Here is an 18,564-nt window from a genome sequence, read left to right on the forward strand (position 1 = left end):
GTTGAAAGCAGCACACCCGTAGACTTCGCGCTATGCATTTCGCCAAGGGGCACGGAACGCAGAACGATTTTCTCGTGCTGCACGATCCGGATGTCGAGATCGAGCTACTTCGTATCCGCGTAGCGGCACTGTGTGATCGCAGACAGGGCCTCGGAGCAGACGGAGTACTGCGGGTCTCACGCGCTGGGCGTCTTCGCGATGCAGGGGTCCTCGACCGCTTGCCCTCGGGCGTCGGACCCACGGACTGGTTCATGGACTACCGAAACGGTGACGGCAGCATCGCCGAGATGTGCGGCAACGGCGTTCGGGTATTTGCGCACTACCTGCGTGCGAACGGCCTCGAATCGAGCGACTGTTTCGTGGTCGGTTCCAGGGCCGGCGCGAGACCGGTCACGGTGCACGCTTTCGATGACACCACCGCGGACGTCACCGTCGGCATGGGCGAAGTCCACTTGATGGGTGCCAGCAGTACGACCCTCGGTGGACGCCGATACGACGGAATCGGAATCGACGTCGGAAATCCCCATCTTGCGTGCGTGGACCCGGCCGCCGACATCACTTCACTACGTTTGCTCGATCTGGCAATACCTCCGGAACTGGACGGCGGTTTCTTCACCGCGGGGGCCAACGTCGAAATCCTTACCCGACTGCAATCCGGTCGCGTCGACATGCGCGTTTACGAGCGCGGCGTAGGGGAGACGCGTTCATGCGGGACCGGCACGGTTGCAGCAGCAGCGGCAGCGTTGTCGTACGAGGGTCTCGATTCCGGTCGAGTGGTGGTAGGTGTGCCAGGCGGCGAAGTGACGGTGTCGATCGACGACGAGGGGGCATCGCTTCGCGGGCCGTCGGTGCTGTTGGCGAACGGCACCATCGATGACCAGTGGTGGCGCGAGCGTGCGTGAATCTCACGTGCATGCGCTGGGGATTTAGTGGATCATTGACGGTGTAGGACCAACACACATCGAATCGATAGCGATTCCGACTCGAGGAATGACGAAATAACGGATTCAGAACAGCAGGATTCAGTGAAGCAGAACCTCACTGAGCAATCCCTCACTGAGCAGCACCCTTCTGAGCAGCACCCTTCTGGGCCGGACATGGCTGAGCGCGACTCCGCTGAGCCTGCCGCCGCGCAGGACGGTGGAGCTGAGCAAAGTTCGTCGTGGACTCGGCAGGAGTCCGATGCCTGGTCGCGTCGACTCGCCCGATCACCGCTCCCCGCTGACGACGAGTCTTCGCCATCCGCTGGTGACATGCAGCTCGAAGAACGTACTGCCTTGCGTCGTGTGGCAGGTTTGTCCACCGAGCTCGAGGACGTCACCGAGGTCGAGTACCGGCAGTTGCGGCTCGAACGAGTCGTCTTGGTCGGCGTGTGGACCAGCGGCACCGCAGCCCAAGCGGAGTCCAGTATGGCCGAGCTGGCTGCGTTGGCCGAAACTGCAGGATCGGAAGTACTGGAAGCGCTCGTTCAGCGACGCGACAAGCCTGATGCGGCGACCTACATCGGTTCCGGTAAGGCCAAAGAGGTCCGCGATGTCGTCGTGGCGACAGGCGCCGATACCGTGGTGTGTGACGGTGAACTGACCCCGGCTCAGCTCAATGCACTGGAGAAGGTCGTCAAGGTCAAGGTCATCGACCGGACGGCGTTGATCCTCGATATCTTCGCTCAACACGCGACCTCGCGCGAGGGCAAGGCGCAGGTGGCGTTCGCACAGATGGAGTACATGCTCCCTCGGCTTCGCGGCTGGGGCGAGTCCATGTCTCGTCAGGCAGGTGGCCGGGCGGGAAGCAATGGCGGGGTAGGACTTCGTGGTCCCGGTGAAACGAAGATCGAAACCGACCGGCGACGCATTCGTGAGCGTATGGCCAAACTTCGCCGTGAGATCAAGGGCATGAAGCAGGCCCGCGACACCAAGCGTGAGCGTCGCCTCGAGAGCACCGTGCCGTCCATCGCGATCGTCGGGTACACGAACGCAGGCAAGTCGAGTGTGCTCAATGCGCTCACCGGTTCGGGCGTGCTGGTACAGAACGCACTGTTCGCCACCCTCGACCCGACCTCTCGCAGGTCGACGCTCGAAGACGGCCGCGCGATCGTGCTTACCGACACGGTCGGATTCGTGCGGCATCTGCCTACCCAGCTGGTGGAAGCCTTCCGTTCGACGTTGGAGGAAGTGACGGACGCCGACCTGTTGCTGCACGTCGTCGACGGTTCCGATCCGCTTCCCGTGGATCAGATCACCGCAGTTCGCGAGGTGATCATGGACGTCGTCAAGGAACGCGAGTCCAAGATGCCGCCGGAACTGATCGTGGTCAACAAGATCGATGCCGCAGATCCGGTGCAGTTGACTCAACTCCGTGGTTTGTTCCCGGGAGCGCGCTTCGTTTCTGCACGGACGGGCGAGGGAATCGAAGAGCTGCGCGATCATCTCGGTGAAGTCCTTGCCTGGCCGGAAGCGCAGGTTGACGTTCTGGTGCCGTACACGCGCGGCGATCTCGTCGCTCGGATCCACACCGAAGGCCGAATCACGCATTCCTCGCACGAGGCCGACGGCACACGCGTCGAGGCTCGGGTGCCTACAGCGCTCGCCTCGGTGCTCGCCGAGTTCGCCGTCGACGCTGCAGTGGCTCCTGCCTGAGTCGATGCGGTCGATTGTGATTGCGGGGGCGCTCTCGTGTGTACTCCTCGGGGCCGCACCAGCGGGTGCGGCACCCGAGGTTCGCAGCGCGCAATTCGAAACATATTGCAGCCCCGTGGATCCGGGCCTCGAAGAGCTTTCCGGTCTGACTTCGATCGACGGTGTGCTCTATGCGATCGGCGACAGCGGTACCGATCATCGGTTGGCTGTCCTCGATGAACAATGTGTAGTCGTGCGTTGGCTCGACGTTCCTGTCGATCCCTACGATGTCGAAGATCTTGCCTCTCACGGTGGACGCCTGTGGCTTTCCGATACCGGGGACAACCGTGCGCGCCGCGACACCATCGCGATCACCGGTATGGATCCCTCGACCGGTGCGGGTGAACTGCATCGTTTGACGTATCCGGACGGACCGCACGACGCGGAGACGCTGCTGATAGAGCCGTCGGGACGGCCGGTCGTGGTGACCAAGGAGCTTTCCGGAGTCAGTGGGATCTACGTCCCTGTCGGTGACACGACCGTCGATCAGTTGTCTTCACCAGGTCCGACGCCACTGCGGAAGGTGGGCGAGTTGGCCTTCGAGCGCACCGCAACTCCCGGTGGTCCGCCCTTCGTTGCTGGTTCGATTTTGGCCACCGGTGGGGCGACCAGTGCTGACGGTACCGTTGTCGCGATCCGAACGTACAACGATCTCTACCTGTTCGGCGTCCACGGCGGCAATATTGTGGAGGCCCTCGGGAGCGACCCCGTCGTTGTCGCGGCGCCCCAGCAGCCCCAGGGTGAGGCGCTTGCCTTCGATTCCGATGGAAACCTACTCGTCGCGTCAGAGGCAGTCTCGTCGGATGCAGCGGCCGGGCCGCTACCCCCTATACAGATGCTTCGTGGTGCAACCGATCTGGTGACCGCCGAACGTACCGATACACAACTCGCGACGGCCGGCACCGAGGCCGAATCGAAGAACCGATGGGTACTCGGTGCGATGGCCGTCGCGGGTGTTCTCGTTATGTTGTCTGTCGCCTACGGCGTCAGGGCTGCACGCCGCCGGTGACGCGGAGGGACGTCAGGCGTCCAGATCGGCGGCGACCAGCGCCACGATCTTGTCGAGTGTTGCCTGATCCTCGCTCTCGACGACTACGTCGGTCCCCTTGGTGGCGCCGAGGGTCATGATCATCAGTGCGGATCCGGCGTCGACCGGCTCCTGGTCTTCCACCGCGAGGGTGACGTCGACGCCTGCTTCGGCAACGGCGTCCGCGATGAGGGCTGCGGGGCGCGCGTGCAGGCCGATGGACGATCCGACGGTGACTGTGGTGCTGGGCATGGAGTGCTCCTTGGTTGTGTGTAGCGGGGGTGGTCGATCAGGCGGTGACGAGATCGGGGTCGAGCTCTGCCTCGGTGGGCGAGTTCTTGCCCTTGACGAACTGCTTCGCTGCGATGACCAGCACTGCCGAGACGATCGTGCCTGCCGCCAGGGCGACCAGGAACCACAGGATGCCGCCGACGGCGAAGAATACGAAGATTCCGCCGTGTGGCGCACTGAGTGTCACGTCCATCGCCATGACCAAAGCGCCTGTGACCGCTCCACCTGCCATCATCGACGGGATGACGCGCAGCGGGTCTGCTGCGGCAAACGGAATGGCGCCCTCGGAGATGAATGCAGCACCGAGGAACCATGCAGCCTTGCCGTTTTCGCGTTCTGCCTCGGTGAAGATCTTGGGGCGGACGGCCGACGCCAGGGCAAGAGCAAGAGGGGGAACCATTCCTGCCGCCATCACTGCGGCCATGATGCGAAGCGACGCGGTGTCGGTGACGGAAAGACCTGCGGTGGCGAACGCGTAAGCAGCTTTGTTGACCGGTCCGCCTAGGTCGAAGCACATCATGAGGCCGAGGATGATGCCGAGGATGATGATCGAGCTGCCGGTCAGACCGTTGAGCCAGTTGGTCAGTCCGCTGGTGATGGCGGCAAGCGGCTTGCCGAGCACGAGGAACATGATGGCGCCGACGATCAACGTGGCGAACAGTGGAATGATGACGACAGGCATGAGACCGCGGAGAACCGTCGGGATCTTCCACCTACTGATCGACAGTGCGACGAAGCCTGCGATCAGACCGCCGACGAGACCACCGATGAAGCCCGCACCGACGAGCACGGCGACAGCGCCTGCCGTGAAGCCCGGCGCAAGACCGGGTCTGTCGGCGATGGCATACGAGATGTAGCCGGCGAGTGCAGGCACCAGGAAGCTGAACGACAACGCGCCGATCTGGAACAGTACTGCGCCGAGATACGCGGTCAGCCCGCCGGTGGGAAGCGAGGTGAGGGAGTTGTTGACGACGATGTCCTCGGCGACATCCTTGATCTCGTATCCACCCAGCAGGAAGCCGAGAGCGATCAGCAGACCACCCGCTGCGACGAACGGAATCATGTAGCTGACGCCGGTCAACAGGATCTGCCGGATGCGTGTGCCCCAGCCCAATTCACCTGCGCCGGTGCTGGCCGATCCCGCTGCTGCCGCAGTTCCGGAAACTCGTGCGGCATCGGGATCTTCGGCGGCACGTAATGCCTCGGTCACCATGACGTCGGGTTCGTTGATCGCGCGCTTGACACCCGAGGATACGACGGGCTTGCCCGCGAATCGTTCTTTGCCCTTGACGCCGACATCGGTGGCGAAGATGACGGCCTCGGCGCTCTCGATCAAAGCCGGATCGAGGGGAGTGCTACCGCTCGATCCCTGCGTCTCCACATGCACGGTGACCCCAGCGCGCTCACCGGCGGCGACGAGAGAGTCAGCAGCCATATAAGTGTGGGCAATCCCGGTAGGACATGCCGTCACCGCCACGATGTGCTTGGCGGCACTAGGGGTGGCCGCCGGGGTCGACGCTTCTGGAACGGAAGTTGCCGCAGCCTTCGCAGGGGTCTTTGCCGCCGGGTTGATGACGCCGTCTACCAGTGCGACGATGTCGGCCGGCGAAGGTGCGTCCCGAAGCGCGGTGACGAACTCTGGCTTGACCAGGGCGCGAGCCAGACTGGAGAGCAGCTTCATATGGGCTGAGCCGGCACCCGCGGGGGCGGCGATCAGAAACACCAGGTCTGCAGGACCGTCGGGTGCTCCGAAGTCGACCTTGGGATCGAGCCGTGCGAAACCGAGGGATGCCGAGGTGACTGCCTCTGAACGGCAGTGTGGGATGGCGATCCCGCCTGGTAAGCCGGTAGCGGACTGAGCCTCGCGAGCCAGGGCCGCTTCGCGGAGCGGGGCCGCGTCGGTCGCACGACCGGCTGTGGCGAGTAGCTCCGAGAGTCGTTCGATGACAGCATCTTTGGAGGCGCCGAGATCGGCATCGAGGAGGATGAGCTCCTCCGCGATGATCGCGGGATCACTGGTTGGTGTGGACATGACTTCGCTCCTAGGAGTGTGTCGACGAACGGGTGGGGGATGAGGTCGGGGGGATAGTCGAGCTGGTGGGCGGTGAATCGAGCGCCCGCACTGTCACCGATTCAGGGCGAGCTTGTTCCGGTGTCGGCAACGTCGTGCCGGGCAGAGCGGTAGCTGCTGTGCCGTAGGCAACGGCTCGGCGGAGTTTGTCCGCACCCGAGCATCGTTCGATATCGGCCAAAATGTAGCCGGCAAGCGATGAATCGCCCGCCCCCACGGTGCTGAGGGCCTCGATCCGAGGTGGGGTCGCGAACCATGCGCCCTCGGCGGAGACGAGTACCGCTCCCGCGCTACCGAGCGTCGCGAGTACCGCACCGACTCCACGATCAAGGAGTATCCGGCAGGCGGTGACCGTGGCCGTCGGATCGCCCGCCGCCGCAGCGCGTTCCAATTCTTCGGCATTCGCTCCGGTGAGTTGAGCCAGCTCCTCGGAGTTCGGCTTCACCACGTCCGGAGCCGAACCGGGGAACGAAGCAGCGAGCGCGAGGAGCGGCGCGTCGGAAGTATCGACCGCTACCTTCGACTGTGTATTGCGCAGCGCCCGCACGATGCTTGCGTACCAGTCGGTGGGGATGCCGGGCGGAAGCGATCCGGACAGTACGACCCATGCGGCGTCCCGGCCCAGATCGAGAACGGCATCGAACAATTCCTGCCGAGTGTTTACGGTCAGGGTTGCCCCAGGTTCGTTGATCTTGGTCGTTGTTCCACCAGGTTCGCTGATGGTGATGTTGGTTCGAGCCGGTCCGCTCGTCGGTACAGCGCAGTAACGGACGTCTTTCGCCTCCAACGCAGCGAGGAGCGGATCCGTCGGCGCTGCAGGTAGGACGGCCATCGCCTGCACACCGGACGAGGTCAGGACCCGGGCCACGTTGACCCCCTTTCCGCCCGGATCGCTGACCGATGCCCGCGCTCGATACACCCCGCCGCGGACGAGTTCGGAGTCCAGCACGACTGTCCGGTCGATGCTCGGATTGGCTGTCAGTGTGACGATCATGCGATCACGACCTCGATTCCGTTGTCGGTCAAACTTTTACGATCCGTTTCGTCGATCTCGTCGTCGGTTATCAGAACGTCGATGTTGTCCAGGCGACCGAAGCTGACGAGGTGCTCGCGGCCGATCTTGGATGAATCCGACAGCACGACGACATGGTTGGCGGTGCGCACCATCGCTCGTTTCACGGCGGCCTCGTCACTGTCGGGCGTGGACAACCCGTGCCCCACACTGAGTGCGTTGGTCCCGATGAATGCCACATCGACGCGCAGCCATTCCAACGCCGACAACGCTTCCTCGCCCACGGCGGCCTGTGTCGTACCGCGGACTCGACCGCCGAGAACGCGAAGACTCACCCCCGACAGTGGTGCGACCCGAGCAGCAATGGGAACCGAATTGGTGATGAGTGTCAGCTCGCGGTCGTTGCTGAGAAGGGCGGCGAGTCGACCGGTGGTGGTTCCTGCATCGAACACGGCGCTACCCCCGTTGAGCGGGAGGTAGGCAAGAGCTGCGACCGCTATTGCGTCCTTCTGCTCGGCCCGCGTGTACTCACGCTCGCCGACGCCCGGTTCGGTGGCGGTCAAGGCCGATGCCGGTACTGCTCCACCGTGGACCCTTCGGACAACCCCGAGGCGGTCGAGGACGGCAAGGTCGCGTCGAACGGTCTCGGTCGTCACGCCGTATGTGGTCGACAGATCTGAAACGGAGACTCGACCGCGGTTGCTGATCACCTCGGCGATTGCTTGCTGGCGCTCTTCTGCGTACACCTGCGCCTCCCTCCGAACTATTGTTGGTTTATGTTGTTTTACGCCCGTATGTGTTGACATGTCAAGAGCAAAGAGTAATCTCAGTCACATCAGTAGTAGATCTACGAGCTAGACCACACTTGTTCCAGAAACCGAGGAGGACGCATGGCGGGATCGCTTCGAGCCGATACACGAGAAGGTGCCACGGCTGCAGGAGAAGCCCTGACGCTGTCGGGCTCGTCGGTTCTGCATGGAACACCGGTAGTCCCGGGTGTCGGATACGGCCCGGTCATCCGCCCGGGCAAGCGTCCTGACGTCCCCGTCGACACAACTGTCGTCGACGAGGCGGAGCGAGGAACCGAACTCGAACGTTTCCGTTCGAGCGCGGCGAATGTTTCGGCGAGACTGCGTGCCCGTGCGGAACTGGCCACCGGAGCAGCGTCGGAAGTGCTCTCGGCAAATGCGGCGATGGCCCAGGATCGAGGCTGGATTGGCGCCGCCGAGAAACTCATCGCGAAGGGCGCTCTCGCAACTTCGGCAACAGTCGCCGCAACCGAGCAGTTCATCGCCATGTTCACCAAGCTCGGCGGACTGATGGCCGAGCGGGTGACCGACCTGCGTGACATCCGCGACCGCGTTATCGCCGAGATACTGGGGATTTCCGAGCCTGGGGTTCCGACTCCCGAGACGCCCTCTGTGCTCTTCGCCGACGATTTGGCGCCTGCCGACACGGCGGGACTCGATGCGGGTCTGGTTCTCGCACTGGCAACATCGCTCGGTGGACCGACAAGTCACACCGCGATCATTGCGCGCCAGCTCGGTATCCCGTGCGTCGTGGCGGTCACGGGGCTCGACGACGTTACCGAAGGTGCTCGCGCTCTGGTGAACGGAATAACCGGCGATATCGTGCTCGAGCCCGATGCGACCCTCGCGAGAGCCTCGGTGGACTCGGCTCGAGACGAATTGGATCGGGTGTCCCAATGGACAGGGCCCGGAGTCACAGCCGACGGCCACCGAGTCGACATCCTTGCCAACGTTCAGGACGGCGCGGGAGCTCGCGCAGCGAGGAAGACGGCCGCCGACGGGATCGGACTCTTTCGCACCGAATTGTGCTTCCTGGACCGCGACTCGGAACCTACCGTCGATGAGCAGGCCGAAATCTACGGTCAAGTGCTCGATGCGTTCGCCGGACACAAGGTTGTCGTTCGTACCCTCGACGCCGGATCGGACAAGCCCTTGCGCTTCGCCAATCATCCGGACGAGGCCAACCCTGCACTGGGTATTCGTGGCATCCGAATCGCTGAGCAGGACAGAGGAATTCTCTATCGTCAGCTCGACGGGATCGCTGCGGCCGCTGCGGCCACCAATTCGAGTCCTTGGGTGATGGCCCCCATGATTGCCACCGCGGCCGAAGCGGCTGCATTCGCCGCCGACGTCCGCGAGAGGGGCCTGACTCCGGGCGTCATGATCGAGGTCCCGGCCGCGGCGTTGCTCGCCGAGCACATTCTCGAGCATGTGGAGTTTCTGTCGATCGGAACGAACGATCTGGCGCAGTACACAATGGCCGCCGATCGGATGTCCTCCCAACTCGCATCGCTGACCGATCCGTGGCAGCCGGCGGTCATCGCGCTGGTCGCTCACACCGCGAAGGCCGGTATGGCCGTGGGCAAGCCGGTTGGAGTATGCGGCGAGGCCGCCGCCGACCCACTGTTGGCGTGCGTCCTGGTGGGCCTGGGTGTCACGTCACTGTCCGCTGCGTCTGCCGCAGTCGCACACGTAGGGGCGAAATTGTCCACGGTCACGCTCGAGCAGTGCCAGCGCGCGGCCGCGGTCGCGTCGAAGACCGACAGTGCCACGGCGGCACGCGAGGCGGCAGCGTCGATCCTGAACGAGTGACGAAGCGGCAGGCCCTAGGATTCGAACCCGTGAGAAGACAATTCGGATGGACCCTGCACGGCAACGGCAAGAACGTCGAGGCAGGGGCAGTTGTGGCACCGGACCAGCGCCTGTCGTGGCCGCGAACCGTGGGTATCGGTATGCAGCACGTCATCGCCATGTTCGGCGCCACGTTGCTCGTTCCGACGGTAACCGGATTTCCCGTCACCACGACCCTGTTGTTCTCGGGCATCGGTACCGCGTTGTTCCTCGTGATCACGCGGGGGCGCATCCCCAGCTATCTCGGATCCTCGTTCGCTTTCATCGCACCACTCAGTGCGGCACAGGCGAGCGGCCCCGCCGCGCAACTCGGCGCCGTCATGTCCGTGGGCGTCGTGCTGACACTCGTCGGATTGGTCGTCAAGTTCGCGGGCGGACGACTCATCGAAGCGGTGATGCCTCCCGTCGTCACAGGTGCGGTCGTCGTTCTCATCGGACTCAACCTCGCTCCCGCAGCGACGTCGTCGTTCGAGGCGCAGCCACTCGTGGCCGCGGTGACTCTCGCGGCGATCCTCCTGGTGACCGTCGCAGGCCCGGGACTGCTCGGACGCCTCGGAATCCTTGTCGGAGTCATCGTCGGATGGGTTTTCGCTGCTGTGTCAGGGCAGATCTCGGACGTCAAACTCGACGCGATGCGCGCTGCGGAGTGGATCGGTATTCCCGAATTCCGTGGACCGACGTTCGAATTGTCCGTCGTACTCATCGCACTACCCGTCGTCATCGTTCTCGTGGCCGAGAACGTCGGCCACGTCAAAGCAGTGTCGGCAATGACGGGTAAGAAACTCGACGACCTCGCCGGAGACGCACTCATCGCAGATGGATTGGCGACGACGCTGGCAGGTGCTGCGGGTGGCTCGGGCACGACGACCTACGCCGAGAACATCGGCGTGATGGCGGCGACCCGCGTGTACTCGACCGCGGCCTACTGGGTGGCCGCGGTGACGGCAGTCGTGCTCGCGTTCTCGCCGAAATTCGGCGCGTTGGTATTCACGGTCCCGGACGGAGTCATCGGTGGCGCGACACTGGTTCTGTACGGACTGATCGGGCTGCTGGGTGTGCGGATCTGGTCGGACAGCAAAGTCGACTTCACAGATCCCGTCAACCTCGTTGTCGTTGCTGCTGCCATCGTTGCCGGCATCGGCGATCTGACGCTGACGGTTGGGTCGGTGGAACTCGGCGGTATCGCCTGGGGATCGGTCGGAATCTTGGTCGGCTATCCCGTGCTGCGCGCCCTTTCTCGCACACAGCGCCGATAGCGGCACTACCTTCGGTCACCGATTCCGCGCGGCTCGGTCATCGACTGTGTGACCAATTCGGCCGTAGGCTCGAATCACGTCAGTTCACCGGCGGTGACCCATTGTGCCGCCGGTTGGCAATTCGAAGGAGACCGAAGTGGAACGCACGATATTCGATTCCGAGCACGACATGTTTCGCGAGTCGTACCGCAAGTTCCTCGACCAACACGTTGCGCCGAACCACTCCAAGTGGGAAGAGCAGAATCTCGTCGATCGTTGGGTGTGGGTAGAAGCTGGAAAGCAAGGATTCCTCGGCACCGACGTGCCGGAGGAGTACGGCGGCGGCGGTGTCAAGGACTTCCGCTACAACGCCATCGTCACCGAGGAAACCACCCGCGGCGGTTACAGCGGAATCGGATTCACGCTGCACAACGACGTCGTCGCGCCATACCTCATCAATCTGACGAACGAAGAACAGAAGCAGCGTTGGTTACCCGGATTCAGTTCCGGTGAGTTGATCACCGCGATCGCGATGACCGAACCCGGTACCGGTAGCGATCTGCAGGGAATCAAGACCAAGGCCGTTCGCGATGGTGACGAATGGGTCCTCAACGGGTCCAAGACCTTCATCACCAACGGAATCAATGCCGACCTCGTCATCGTCGTAGCCTGCACCGACCCCGACAAGGGTGCGCAGGGATTCAGCTTGCTCGTCGTCGAGCGCGACATGCCCGGTTTCGAACGCGGACGCAATCTCGACAAGATCGGGATGAAGGCGCAGGACACAGCCGAACTCAGCTTCACCGACGTCCGCGTGCCCGCCGCGAACCTTCTGGGTGAGGAGGGGATGGGCTTCATCTACCTGATGCAGAACCTGCCTCAGGAACGACTGTCCATTGCGGTCGTCGCAGCAGCCGCCATGGAGTCGGCGCTCGACATGACAATTCAGTACTGCCGTGATCGCAAGGCCTTCGGTAAGTCCATCGGCAAATTCCAGAACACACGATTCGTGCTGGCGGAGTTGGCAACCGAGACGACGGCCTCACGGATCATGGTCGACAAATTCATCGAACTGCTCAACGACGGCAAGCTGACAGTTCAGGAAGCCGCTATGGCCAAGTGGTGGACCACCGAGAACCAGGTGCGTCTCATCGACCGCTGCCTGCAACTGCATGGCGGATACGGATACATGAAGGAATACCCGATCGCCAAGGCCTACATGGACTCTCGGGTGCAGACAATCTACGGCGGAACGACCGAGATCATGAAGGAAATCATCGGGCGGGGACTGAATCTCTAGTACTTACCTCTCGATCGATACAGCGAAGGGCCGCAACCTCGAAACCTGAAGTTGCGGCCCTTCGCTCTACGAACTCGCTGATCAGAGCTTGCGCATGACCGTGACAACCTTGCCGAGGATAGCTGCGTCATTGCCCGGGATCGGTTCGAACAACGGGTTGTGCGGCAAGAGCCACACCTCACCCTTGGTGCGCTTGAATGTCTTCACCGTGGCTTCGCCATCGATCATGGCCGCAACGATGTCGCCGTTGTCGGCGACACTCTGCTGCCGAACCACCACCCAGTCGCCATCGCAGATCGCTGCTTCGATCATCGACTCGCCGACCACTCTCAACAGGAACAGGGAACCCTGGCCGACCAGTTCGCGGGGGAGAGGGAAAACGTCTTCGACCGCCTGCTCGGCAAGAATCGGACCGCCGGCAGCGATTCGTCCCAGTACCGGAACGAACGTCGGAGTCGGCAGCTGATCCTCCGCAGGCGCCGAGCCGTCGGCTACGGCTGCTGCGTGGTCTGCCTGAACCTCGTCGAGTCCGCGGACATCCACTGCGCGTGGGCGGTTCGGATCACGTCGGAGGAAGCCTTTGCGCTCAAGCGTGCGAAGTTGATGAGCGACCGACGAGGTCGACGTCAACCCGACCGCATCCCCGATCTCCCGGATGCTCGGCGGATAGCCACGCTCGGTCACCGAAGCTCTGATGACCTCGAGAACCTTGCGTTGACGTTCGGTCAGGCCTGCATTGATGTCGGTGCCCTCACCTTCGAATGCCTTCGCCGTCGGCACCGAGGGCGCCTTGGCGGTTGTGGCGGTAGTCTTGGCAGCCTGCGCTGTGACCTTTCCACCGGTGGCACTTCCGCGCGTCTTTGCGCTCACTGACGTAGCCTTCGTCTTCCCGCTCGCCTTGCCCGTGGCTTTCGGTGACCCTGACGAGGTCTCTTCTTTCATTCGTGCATCCTCCTGCATCGCCTTCCCCTGCCGGGCATCTCGTGTGATCGAGTGGCCCGAACGCGTGGTGTGGATGTGACGTGTGGTTTCTGACACGAATCTAGCCCGAAAACCCTGTTCGATCAAACATCTGTTCGATCCGTGTCGCAACTTCTGCTGACATTGTCCGACTCGCGTGATAGAACTTCGAACAAGCGTTCATCGAACGCCTGATCGAATAATGGTGAAAATCGCGTCGGTCGCGAGCATCACCACGGTCGATCTGTACACCGCAGTGGAGGTTCCGATGAGCATCACTACAGAGCGCCGCAGTGCTCTCACCAGTCGCGCAGTAGCAAGTCGGGGTACAGACGGTCGCGATACCCTCGATCGCACAACGCGCTCGGCCTCGTCCGTCCGCACTTCTCGCCCGCGCACGTCTTGCGCGTCACTCGACCGTCGACGCTACCTTCACGCTCTCGCGCAACAGGACCGCGGCAACCGGGTCATCGATCACAGCTCCGCCGATCACAGCTTCGACGACGAGGCGCCGCGTCAGACACTGTCGTGGACCGCCACGGTCGCGGGTGTGCTGATCACAGCCATTGTTCTTCTGGGCTTGGTAGGGCTTGCGAATCTACGCGCCGGATATCTCGACGGCGGTTCAGCGGGTGCTGTCACGGTCGTGGAGCACGGTGGATTCGTCGGTACTGCGGGTCAGGATGTCTTCACGGCCACCGACTCGGGCCAGTGATGCAGCGATGCCTCAAGTGCTCCTCGGTGATCGAGCCAGGTACGCGGCACTGGGCTCGATAGGACTCCGAGTATCCTCGGTACCTGCACCTCTTGCGCTACCAACGAGATGGTGTGACGGCTACGACGGAGGCTCCAACATGCATTGCCCGTTCTGCAAGCACCCCGACTCCCGAGTGGTCGACTCCCGCGAGGCGGACGAAGGTCAGGCGATCCGTCGTCGTCGCTCATGCCCGGAGTGTGGACGCCGCTTCACCACAGTGGAGACCGCTGTTCTGGCTGTCGTGAAGCGCAGCGGAGTCACCGAGCCCTTCAGTCGGGAGAAAGTAGTACGAGGCGTCCGTCGTGCCTGCCAGGGCCGCGATGTCGACAACGACGCACTGAATCTGTTGGCTCAGCAGGTCGAGGATGCAGTTCGTGCATCCGGATCGGCCGAGATCCCAAGCAACGAGGTCGGATTGGCTATTCTCGGTCCGCTTCGCGATCTCGACGAGGTTGCGTATCTACGGTTCGCGTCGGTGTACAAGTCCTTCAGTTCGGCCGAGGACTTCGAGAAAGAAATTCAGGACCTTCGCCAGCAGCGACAGTCAGCTGTCACTGTCGACTGAAGAACGCGTGCGCTCGACGGGCGTGAATCGGTCGACGCGAGGCCTCACTGTTGGCTTACGGCCTGGATTGCTTTCGTAATCCTCTTTTCCGATATCGGGTACGCCGTGCGAATTCCTTGCGCGAAAAGTTGAATTCGTAACTCCTCGATCATCCAGAAGATCTCCTGCACTGGTTTGCTCTGCTGTCGGGCTTCAGGAAGCGACTTCAGCAGTCGGTCGTATGCCTCGTAGACTCGATCGAGTGCGTTCATTCCGGTTTCGTCCCGGTTCGCGCTGCTGGGTAGTGAGCCGAGTCGCCGAGTAGCGGCCGTGAGGTACCGGGGAATTTCAGCGAGCCTGGCAGAGCCGAATTCGAATACGAAGCCATTGAAGACCAGACCGGCTAGTTGCTCGCGAACGTCATCGGCGGTTTCGCCGCCTGCTCGTTCGAGTGCGGCTCGAAGCTCCACGGCCGCAGTCAGAATCGGTCGAATCAGTGCAAGGACCCGAGACGTGCGTTCGGTTACCTCGGCATTCACCGACTTGACCAGAGCTTCGAATTCTTGCGGCGAGCGGACGGGACCGCCGTGCGCACTCATCGACTCGTCGATCGCCGTCGTGCGGCAGTCCTCGAGTAGTGCTTCGATGCTGCCGTACGGATTCTGCCCGAGTGCGATTCTTTCCTTTGTCGGAATTCCAGCGATGAGTGCCTTTGTGCCGCGCGGTGCACGCTCGCTCAACAGAGCCCTGGTTCCGTTGCGCATTGCGGCACGCTGCTGGGCGAGTGTGCTCAGTACCCGGACCGCGACGCCACCGCTTTCCGGAACGAGTGCGGGATATCCGGTGACTCGTTGGCCACCGACAGAACGTGAGACGGTCTCCTCGAGAGTTCCCAGAGTCGAGGACGTCCATGCCAGCGTTGCCGCTCGCTCGGCTTGACCGACGGCACTGGCGACTTCGCGGTTCACTCGCGGTGACAGGGTCTGTCGGAGGGCAGTCAGGTTCTTGTTCGACCCGAGTACGTCTCCGTTGATATCCACTGCGACAAACGTCATCCGGAGATGGTCGGGGAGCTCGGAAACCTGAAAGTCTGCCGGATCGATCCGGCATGAACCCAACCGTGAGAGCTCACGGGCCAGCGCGGTGAGAACGGGTTCCGATCTCGGCTTCATCGCCGTCAGTGCGGCGGCGGCAAAGTCGGGAGCGGGCACCACGTTGCGTCGTAAAGTCTTGGGCAGCAGTTTGATCAGTGTGCTGATGAGTTCCGCTCGCATGCCCGGGACCAGCCAGTCGAATCCGACCGGTTGAACCTGCGCGAGCAGGGCGATCGGGATGCGGGCGCTGACTCCGTCGGCGGCGGAACCTGGCTCGAACTGATAGGTCAGCGGAAACTGGACCTCGCCTTGGCGCCACGCATCGGGATACTCCCCACCCAGTACGGATGCAGCGTCGGGATTGACGACGGTCGATGCTGTGAAGTCGAGGAGATCCGGCGTCGTGCGCCTCGTCTTCTTCCACCACGTGTCGAAGTGGCGAGCGGAAACGGCTTCCGCACCGATTCTGGAGTCGTAGAACTCGAAGAGTGCATCGTCGTCGACCACGATGTCGCGACGGCGGGCCCGATTCTCGAGCTCGCCGACGTCGTCGAGCAGTGCGCGGTTCTTGTGAAAGAACGGATGCTGCGTCGTCCACTCGCCCTGCACCAGTGCATGTCTGATGAACAGCTCGCGCGAGACTTCGGCGTCGATGCTGTGGTATCCGACAGGTCGGCCGGTTACGAGGGGAAGCCCGTACAGGGTGACGCGCTCGTATGCCATGGCCGATTGGCGTTTGGTGGACCAATGTGGCTCGGAATAGGTGCGTTTGACTAGATGTGGGGCGAGTCGTTCGGCCCACTCGGGTTCGATTCGGGCCGCCATGCGGCCCCACAGACGTCCGGTCTCGACCAGTTCGGCCGCCATCACCCAGCGTGGAGGCTTCTTGAACAGCCCGGAGCCGGGGAATATCGCAAAGTGGGTTCCGCGGGCACCCAGGAACTCGCGTTTGTCACCTTCTTTGACTCCGATATGCGAAAGGAGGCCGGCCAGGAGCGCCTGATGCAACGAATCGTGCGAGCTCGGCGCGTCGGGCACAGTCCAGCCGAGACCCCTGGTGATCTGACGTAGTTGACCGTGCAGGTCCTGCCATTCGCGCACACGGAGGTAGTGCAGGAATTCGTTTCGGCACATTCTTCGAAACTGGTTCGACGACAGGTCGTTTCGTTGGTCGCGAAGGTATTCCCACAGTGCTGTGTACGACAGGAAGTCCGAGTTCGGAGCCGTGAATCTTGCATGCTGCTCATCGGCTGCTTGCTGGTGTTCTGCTGGACGTTCGCGAACGTCTTGGATGGACATGGCCGAGACGACGACGAGAGCGTCGGCGAGCGCGCCCGTCTTGTTCGCTTCTACGAGCATGCGGGCCATGCGCGGATCGACTGGAAGTTGAGCCAGCTCGCGCCCGATCGGCGTGAGTTCGGACTCGCCGGTATTCGAGGACGGCTTCAAAGCCCCCAACTCTTCGAGCAAACCGATTCCGTCGCGAATGCTGCGCGGATCGGGCGGCTCGACAAAGGGGAATGCGTCGATCTTGCCCAGGCCGAGGGAAGTCATTTGCAGGATTACCGAAGCGAGGTTGGTGCGGAGGATCTCCGGTTCGGTGAACGGTGGCCGTGCCTCGAAGTCGTCTTCGGAGTACAGACGGATGCAGATTCCGTCGGCCACACGGCCACATCTACCTGCCCGCTGTCGGGCCGATGCTTGCGAAATCGGCTCGATAGGGAGTCGCTGGACTTTGGTGCGCAACGAGTACCGCGAGATGCGCGCGGTACCGGGGTCGACGACGTATCTGATCCCGGGGACCGTCAGTGACGTCTCGGCGACGTTGGTCGAGAGAACGACGCGACGGCCGGTGTGTGAGGAGAACACGCGGTGCTGCTCATCGGCGGACAGGCGCGCATACAGGGGTACGACCTCGGTGTTGCGTAGCTGCCGATCGCGCAATGCATCGGCCGTATCGCGGATCTCGCGTTCACCGGAGAGGAAGACGAGAATGTCGCCTTCACCTTCGGCCATGAGTTCGTCGACGGCATCGCATGTTGCGTCGACGGGATCTCGGTCGACAGTCGTCTCGCCTGCGTCGACCGTCAGCGGGCGGTACCGCATCTCCACGGGGAACGTGCGTCCGGACACTTCGATGATGGGGGCCGGTACACCGTCCCGGGCGAAGTGCTGGGCGAATCGTTCCGGATCGATCGTTGCGGAGGTGATGATCACCTTCAGATCGGGCCGGCGGGGGAGTAGCTGAGCGAGGTAGCCGAGGATGAAGTCGATATTGAGACTTCGTTCGTGAGCCTCGTCGATGATGAGCGTGTCGTACTGCCGGAGCATCCGGTCTCGTTGAATCTCGGCCAAGAGAATTCCATCGGTCATCAGCTTGACCAGGGTCGAGTCCGAGGATTGATCGGTGAATCTGACCTTGTAGCCGACAGATTGTCCGAGGGTCTCGCCCACCTCCTCGGCGATGCGCTCGGCAACCGTTCTGGCAGCGAGTCGACGGGGTTGGGTGTGGCCGATGGATCCTCGGATCCCACGGCCTAGTTCGAGACAGATCTTGGGAATCTGTGTCGTTTTGCCCGATCCGGTTTCCCCGGCGACGATCACGACCTGATGTTGCTCGATCGCGGCGGCGATGTCGTCCTTGCGGCGGCTGACCGGAAGCGCCTCGGGATACTCGATCGTCGGAACCGCGGCACGCCGATTCGCGATCAGAGTCTCGGCGCGAACGATCTCGGGTTCGGTCGCTGCCAGGGCATCGTCGGTGCGGGCACGTTCGAGCTTGCGTCGTAGGCGGTGGGCGTCGCGCACGGAGACCGACGAAAGTCGGGCGGTCAGGGTGCGTCTGAGACTCGGAGACGGGGATGTTGATGTGGACATGCTGCCCACCAGGGTATCTGCCCGGTTGCTCGAGAGCTGGACTGCCCGACCCAAACGCAGG

Annotated in this window: 14 protein-coding genes; 8 read left to right on the forward strand and 6 right to left on the reverse strand. The window is 62.8% G+C overall.

The features are described 5' to 3' along the window. Positions 1–32 precede the first annotated feature (32 nt). From dapF to BJD99_RS18920, 3 genes are all read left to right on the forward strand, one after another. Positions 33–902: a diaminopimelate epimerase gene (gene dapF / locus BJD99_RS18910; protein ID WP_084348697.1), complete on the forward strand. Its 870-nt coding sequence runs from the start codon at positions 33–35 to the stop codon at positions 900–902. A gap of 195 nt (positions 903–1,097) precedes the next feature. After that, positions 1,098–2,636, forward strand: a complete 1,539-nt coding sequence (gene hflX, locus BJD99_RS18915; protein ID WP_084348698.1) for a GTPase HflX — start codon at positions 1,098–1,100, stop codon at positions 2,634–2,636. 4 nt (positions 2,637–2,640) lie between these two features. Then, the gene (locus BJD99_RS18920; RefSeq protein WP_084348699.1) at positions 2,641–3,684 is read left to right on the forward strand and encodes a hypothetical protein; all 1,044 of its coding nucleotides are present in this window, start codon (positions 2,641–2,643) and stop codon (positions 3,682–3,684) included. A gap of 12 nt (positions 3,685–3,696) precedes the next feature. Here BJD99_RS18920 and BJD99_RS18925 read toward each other — a convergent pair whose 3' ends face one another. The 4 genes from BJD99_RS18925 to BJD99_RS18940 are packed head-to-tail and all read right to left on the reverse strand — an operon-like array spanning position 3,697 to position 7,822. Beyond that, entirely contained in the window at positions 3,697–3,954 is a 258-nt protein-coding gene (locus tag BJD99_RS18925) for an HPr family phosphocarrier protein (RefSeq protein WP_084348700.1), read from the reverse strand. A 37-nt stretch (positions 3,955–3,991) separates the two neighbouring features. Next, positions 3,992–6,025, reverse strand: coding sequence for a fructose-specific PTS transporter subunit EIIC (locus BJD99_RS18930; RefSeq protein WP_084348701.1), 2,034 nt, complete (start codon positions 6,023–6,025; stop codon positions 3,992–3,994). 10 nt (positions 6,026–6,035) lie between these two features. Continuing rightward, entirely contained in the window at positions 6,036–7,058 is a 1,023-nt protein-coding gene (locus tag BJD99_RS18935) for a 1-phosphofructokinase family hexose kinase (protein WP_084348702.1), read from the reverse strand. Further along, positions 7,055–7,822 carry a DeoR/GlpR family DNA-binding transcription regulator gene (locus BJD99_RS18940; protein ID WP_084348703.1) on the reverse strand — a complete coding sequence of 256 codons (768 nt, stop codon included), beginning with the start codon at positions 7,820–7,822 and terminating at the stop codon, positions 7,055–7,057. The genes BJD99_RS18935 and BJD99_RS18940 overlap by 4 nt, the downstream gene beginning before the upstream one ends. 144 nt (positions 7,823–7,966) lie before the next feature. On the opposite strand from BJD99_RS18940, the gene ptsP reads away from it, so the two are divergent. From ptsP to BJD99_RS18955, 3 genes are all read left to right on the forward strand, one after another. Further along, positions 7,967–9,697: a phosphoenolpyruvate--protein phosphotransferase gene (gene ptsP / locus BJD99_RS18945; RefSeq protein WP_084348704.1), complete on the forward strand. Its 1,731-nt coding sequence runs from the start codon at positions 7,967–7,969 to the stop codon at positions 9,695–9,697. A gap of 29 nt (positions 9,698–9,726) precedes the next feature. After that, positions 9,727–10,992 (forward strand): uracil-xanthine permease family protein, encoded by a 1,266-nt coding sequence (locus BJD99_RS18950; protein WP_084348971.1) that lies wholly within the window; start codon positions 9,727–9,729, stop codon positions 10,990–10,992. 136 nt (positions 10,993–11,128) lie between these two features. After that, complete coding sequence (locus tag BJD99_RS18955; RefSeq protein WP_084348972.1) at positions 11,129–12,271, forward strand: acyl-CoA dehydrogenase family protein; 1,143 nt, start codon at positions 11,129–11,131, stop codon at positions 12,269–12,271. Between the two features lie 81 nt (positions 12,272–12,352). On the opposite strand, the gene lexA is transcribed toward BJD99_RS18955, so the two are convergent. Beyond that, the gene (gene lexA, locus BJD99_RS18960) at positions 12,353–13,051 is read right to left on the reverse strand and encodes a transcriptional repressor LexA (RefSeq protein WP_084348973.1); all 699 of its coding nucleotides are present in this window, start codon (positions 13,049–13,051) and stop codon (positions 12,353–12,355) included. A 448-nt stretch (positions 13,052–13,499) separates the two neighbouring features. Here lexA and BJD99_RS18965 point away from each other — a divergent pair, with 448 nt between their 5' ends. Beyond that, the gene (locus BJD99_RS18965; RefSeq protein WP_143542233.1) at positions 13,500–13,946 is read left to right on the forward strand and encodes a hypothetical protein; all 447 of its coding nucleotides are present in this window, start codon (positions 13,500–13,502) and stop codon (positions 13,944–13,946) included. Between the two features lie 139 nt (positions 13,947–14,085). Next, the gene (gene nrdR, locus BJD99_RS18970) at positions 14,086–14,553 is read left to right on the forward strand and encodes a transcriptional regulator NrdR (RefSeq protein ID WP_084348706.1); all 468 of its coding nucleotides are present in this window, start codon (positions 14,086–14,088) and stop codon (positions 14,551–14,553) included. A 44-nt stretch (positions 14,554–14,597) separates the two neighbouring features. Here the strand turns inward: nrdR and hrpA are convergent, their stop codons facing one another. Beyond that, positions 14,598–18,503, reverse strand: coding sequence for an ATP-dependent RNA helicase HrpA (gene hrpA / locus BJD99_RS18975; RefSeq protein WP_084348707.1), 3,906 nt, complete (start codon positions 18,501–18,503; stop codon positions 14,598–14,600). Between the last annotated feature and the right edge of the window lie 61 nt (positions 18,504–18,564).

This window comes from Rhodococcus sp. 1163 (assembly GCF_002091985.1).
Taxonomy (GTDB): domain Bacteria; phylum Actinomycetota; class Actinomycetes; order Mycobacteriales; family Mycobacteriaceae; genus Rhodococcoides.

Bases quoted from the DNA above. Each gene is read 5' to 3' on its own strand.
- BJD99_RS18930 (WP_084348701.1), bottom strand. From the start codon at position 6,025: ATGTCCACACCAACCAGTGATCCCGCGATCATCGCGGAGGAGCTCATC.
- BJD99_RS18935 (WP_084348702.1), bottom strand. From the start codon at position 7,058: ATGATCGTCACACTGACAGCCAATCCGAGCATCGACCGGACAGTCGTG.
- BJD99_RS18965 (WP_143542233.1), top strand. From the start codon at position 13,500: ATGAGCATCACTACAGAGCGCCGCAGTGCTCTCACCAGTCGCGCAGTA.
- ptsP (WP_084348704.1), top strand. From the start codon at position 7,967: ATGGCGGGATCGCTTCGAGCCGATACACGAGAAGGTGCCACGGCTGCA.
- dapF (WP_084348697.1), top strand. From the start codon at position 33: ATGCATTTCGCCAAGGGGCACGGAACGCAGAACGATTTTCTCGTGCTG.
- hflX (WP_084348698.1), top strand. From the start codon at position 1,098: ATGGCTGAGCGCGACTCCGCTGAGCCTGCCGCCGCGCAGGACGGTGGA.
- BJD99_RS18925 (WP_084348700.1), bottom strand. From the start codon at position 3,954: ATGCCCAGCACCACAGTCACCGTCGGATCGTCCATCGGCCTGCACGCG.
- hrpA (WP_084348707.1), bottom strand. From the start codon at position 18,503: ATGTCCACATCAACATCCCCGTCTCCGAGTCTCAGACGCACCCTGACC.
- nrdR (WP_084348706.1), top strand. From the start codon at position 14,086: ATGCATTGCCCGTTCTGCAAGCACCCCGACTCCCGAGTGGTCGACTCC.
- BJD99_RS18920 (WP_084348699.1), top strand. From the start codon at position 2,641: ATGCGGTCGATTGTGATTGCGGGGGCGCTCTCGTGTGTACTCCTCGGG.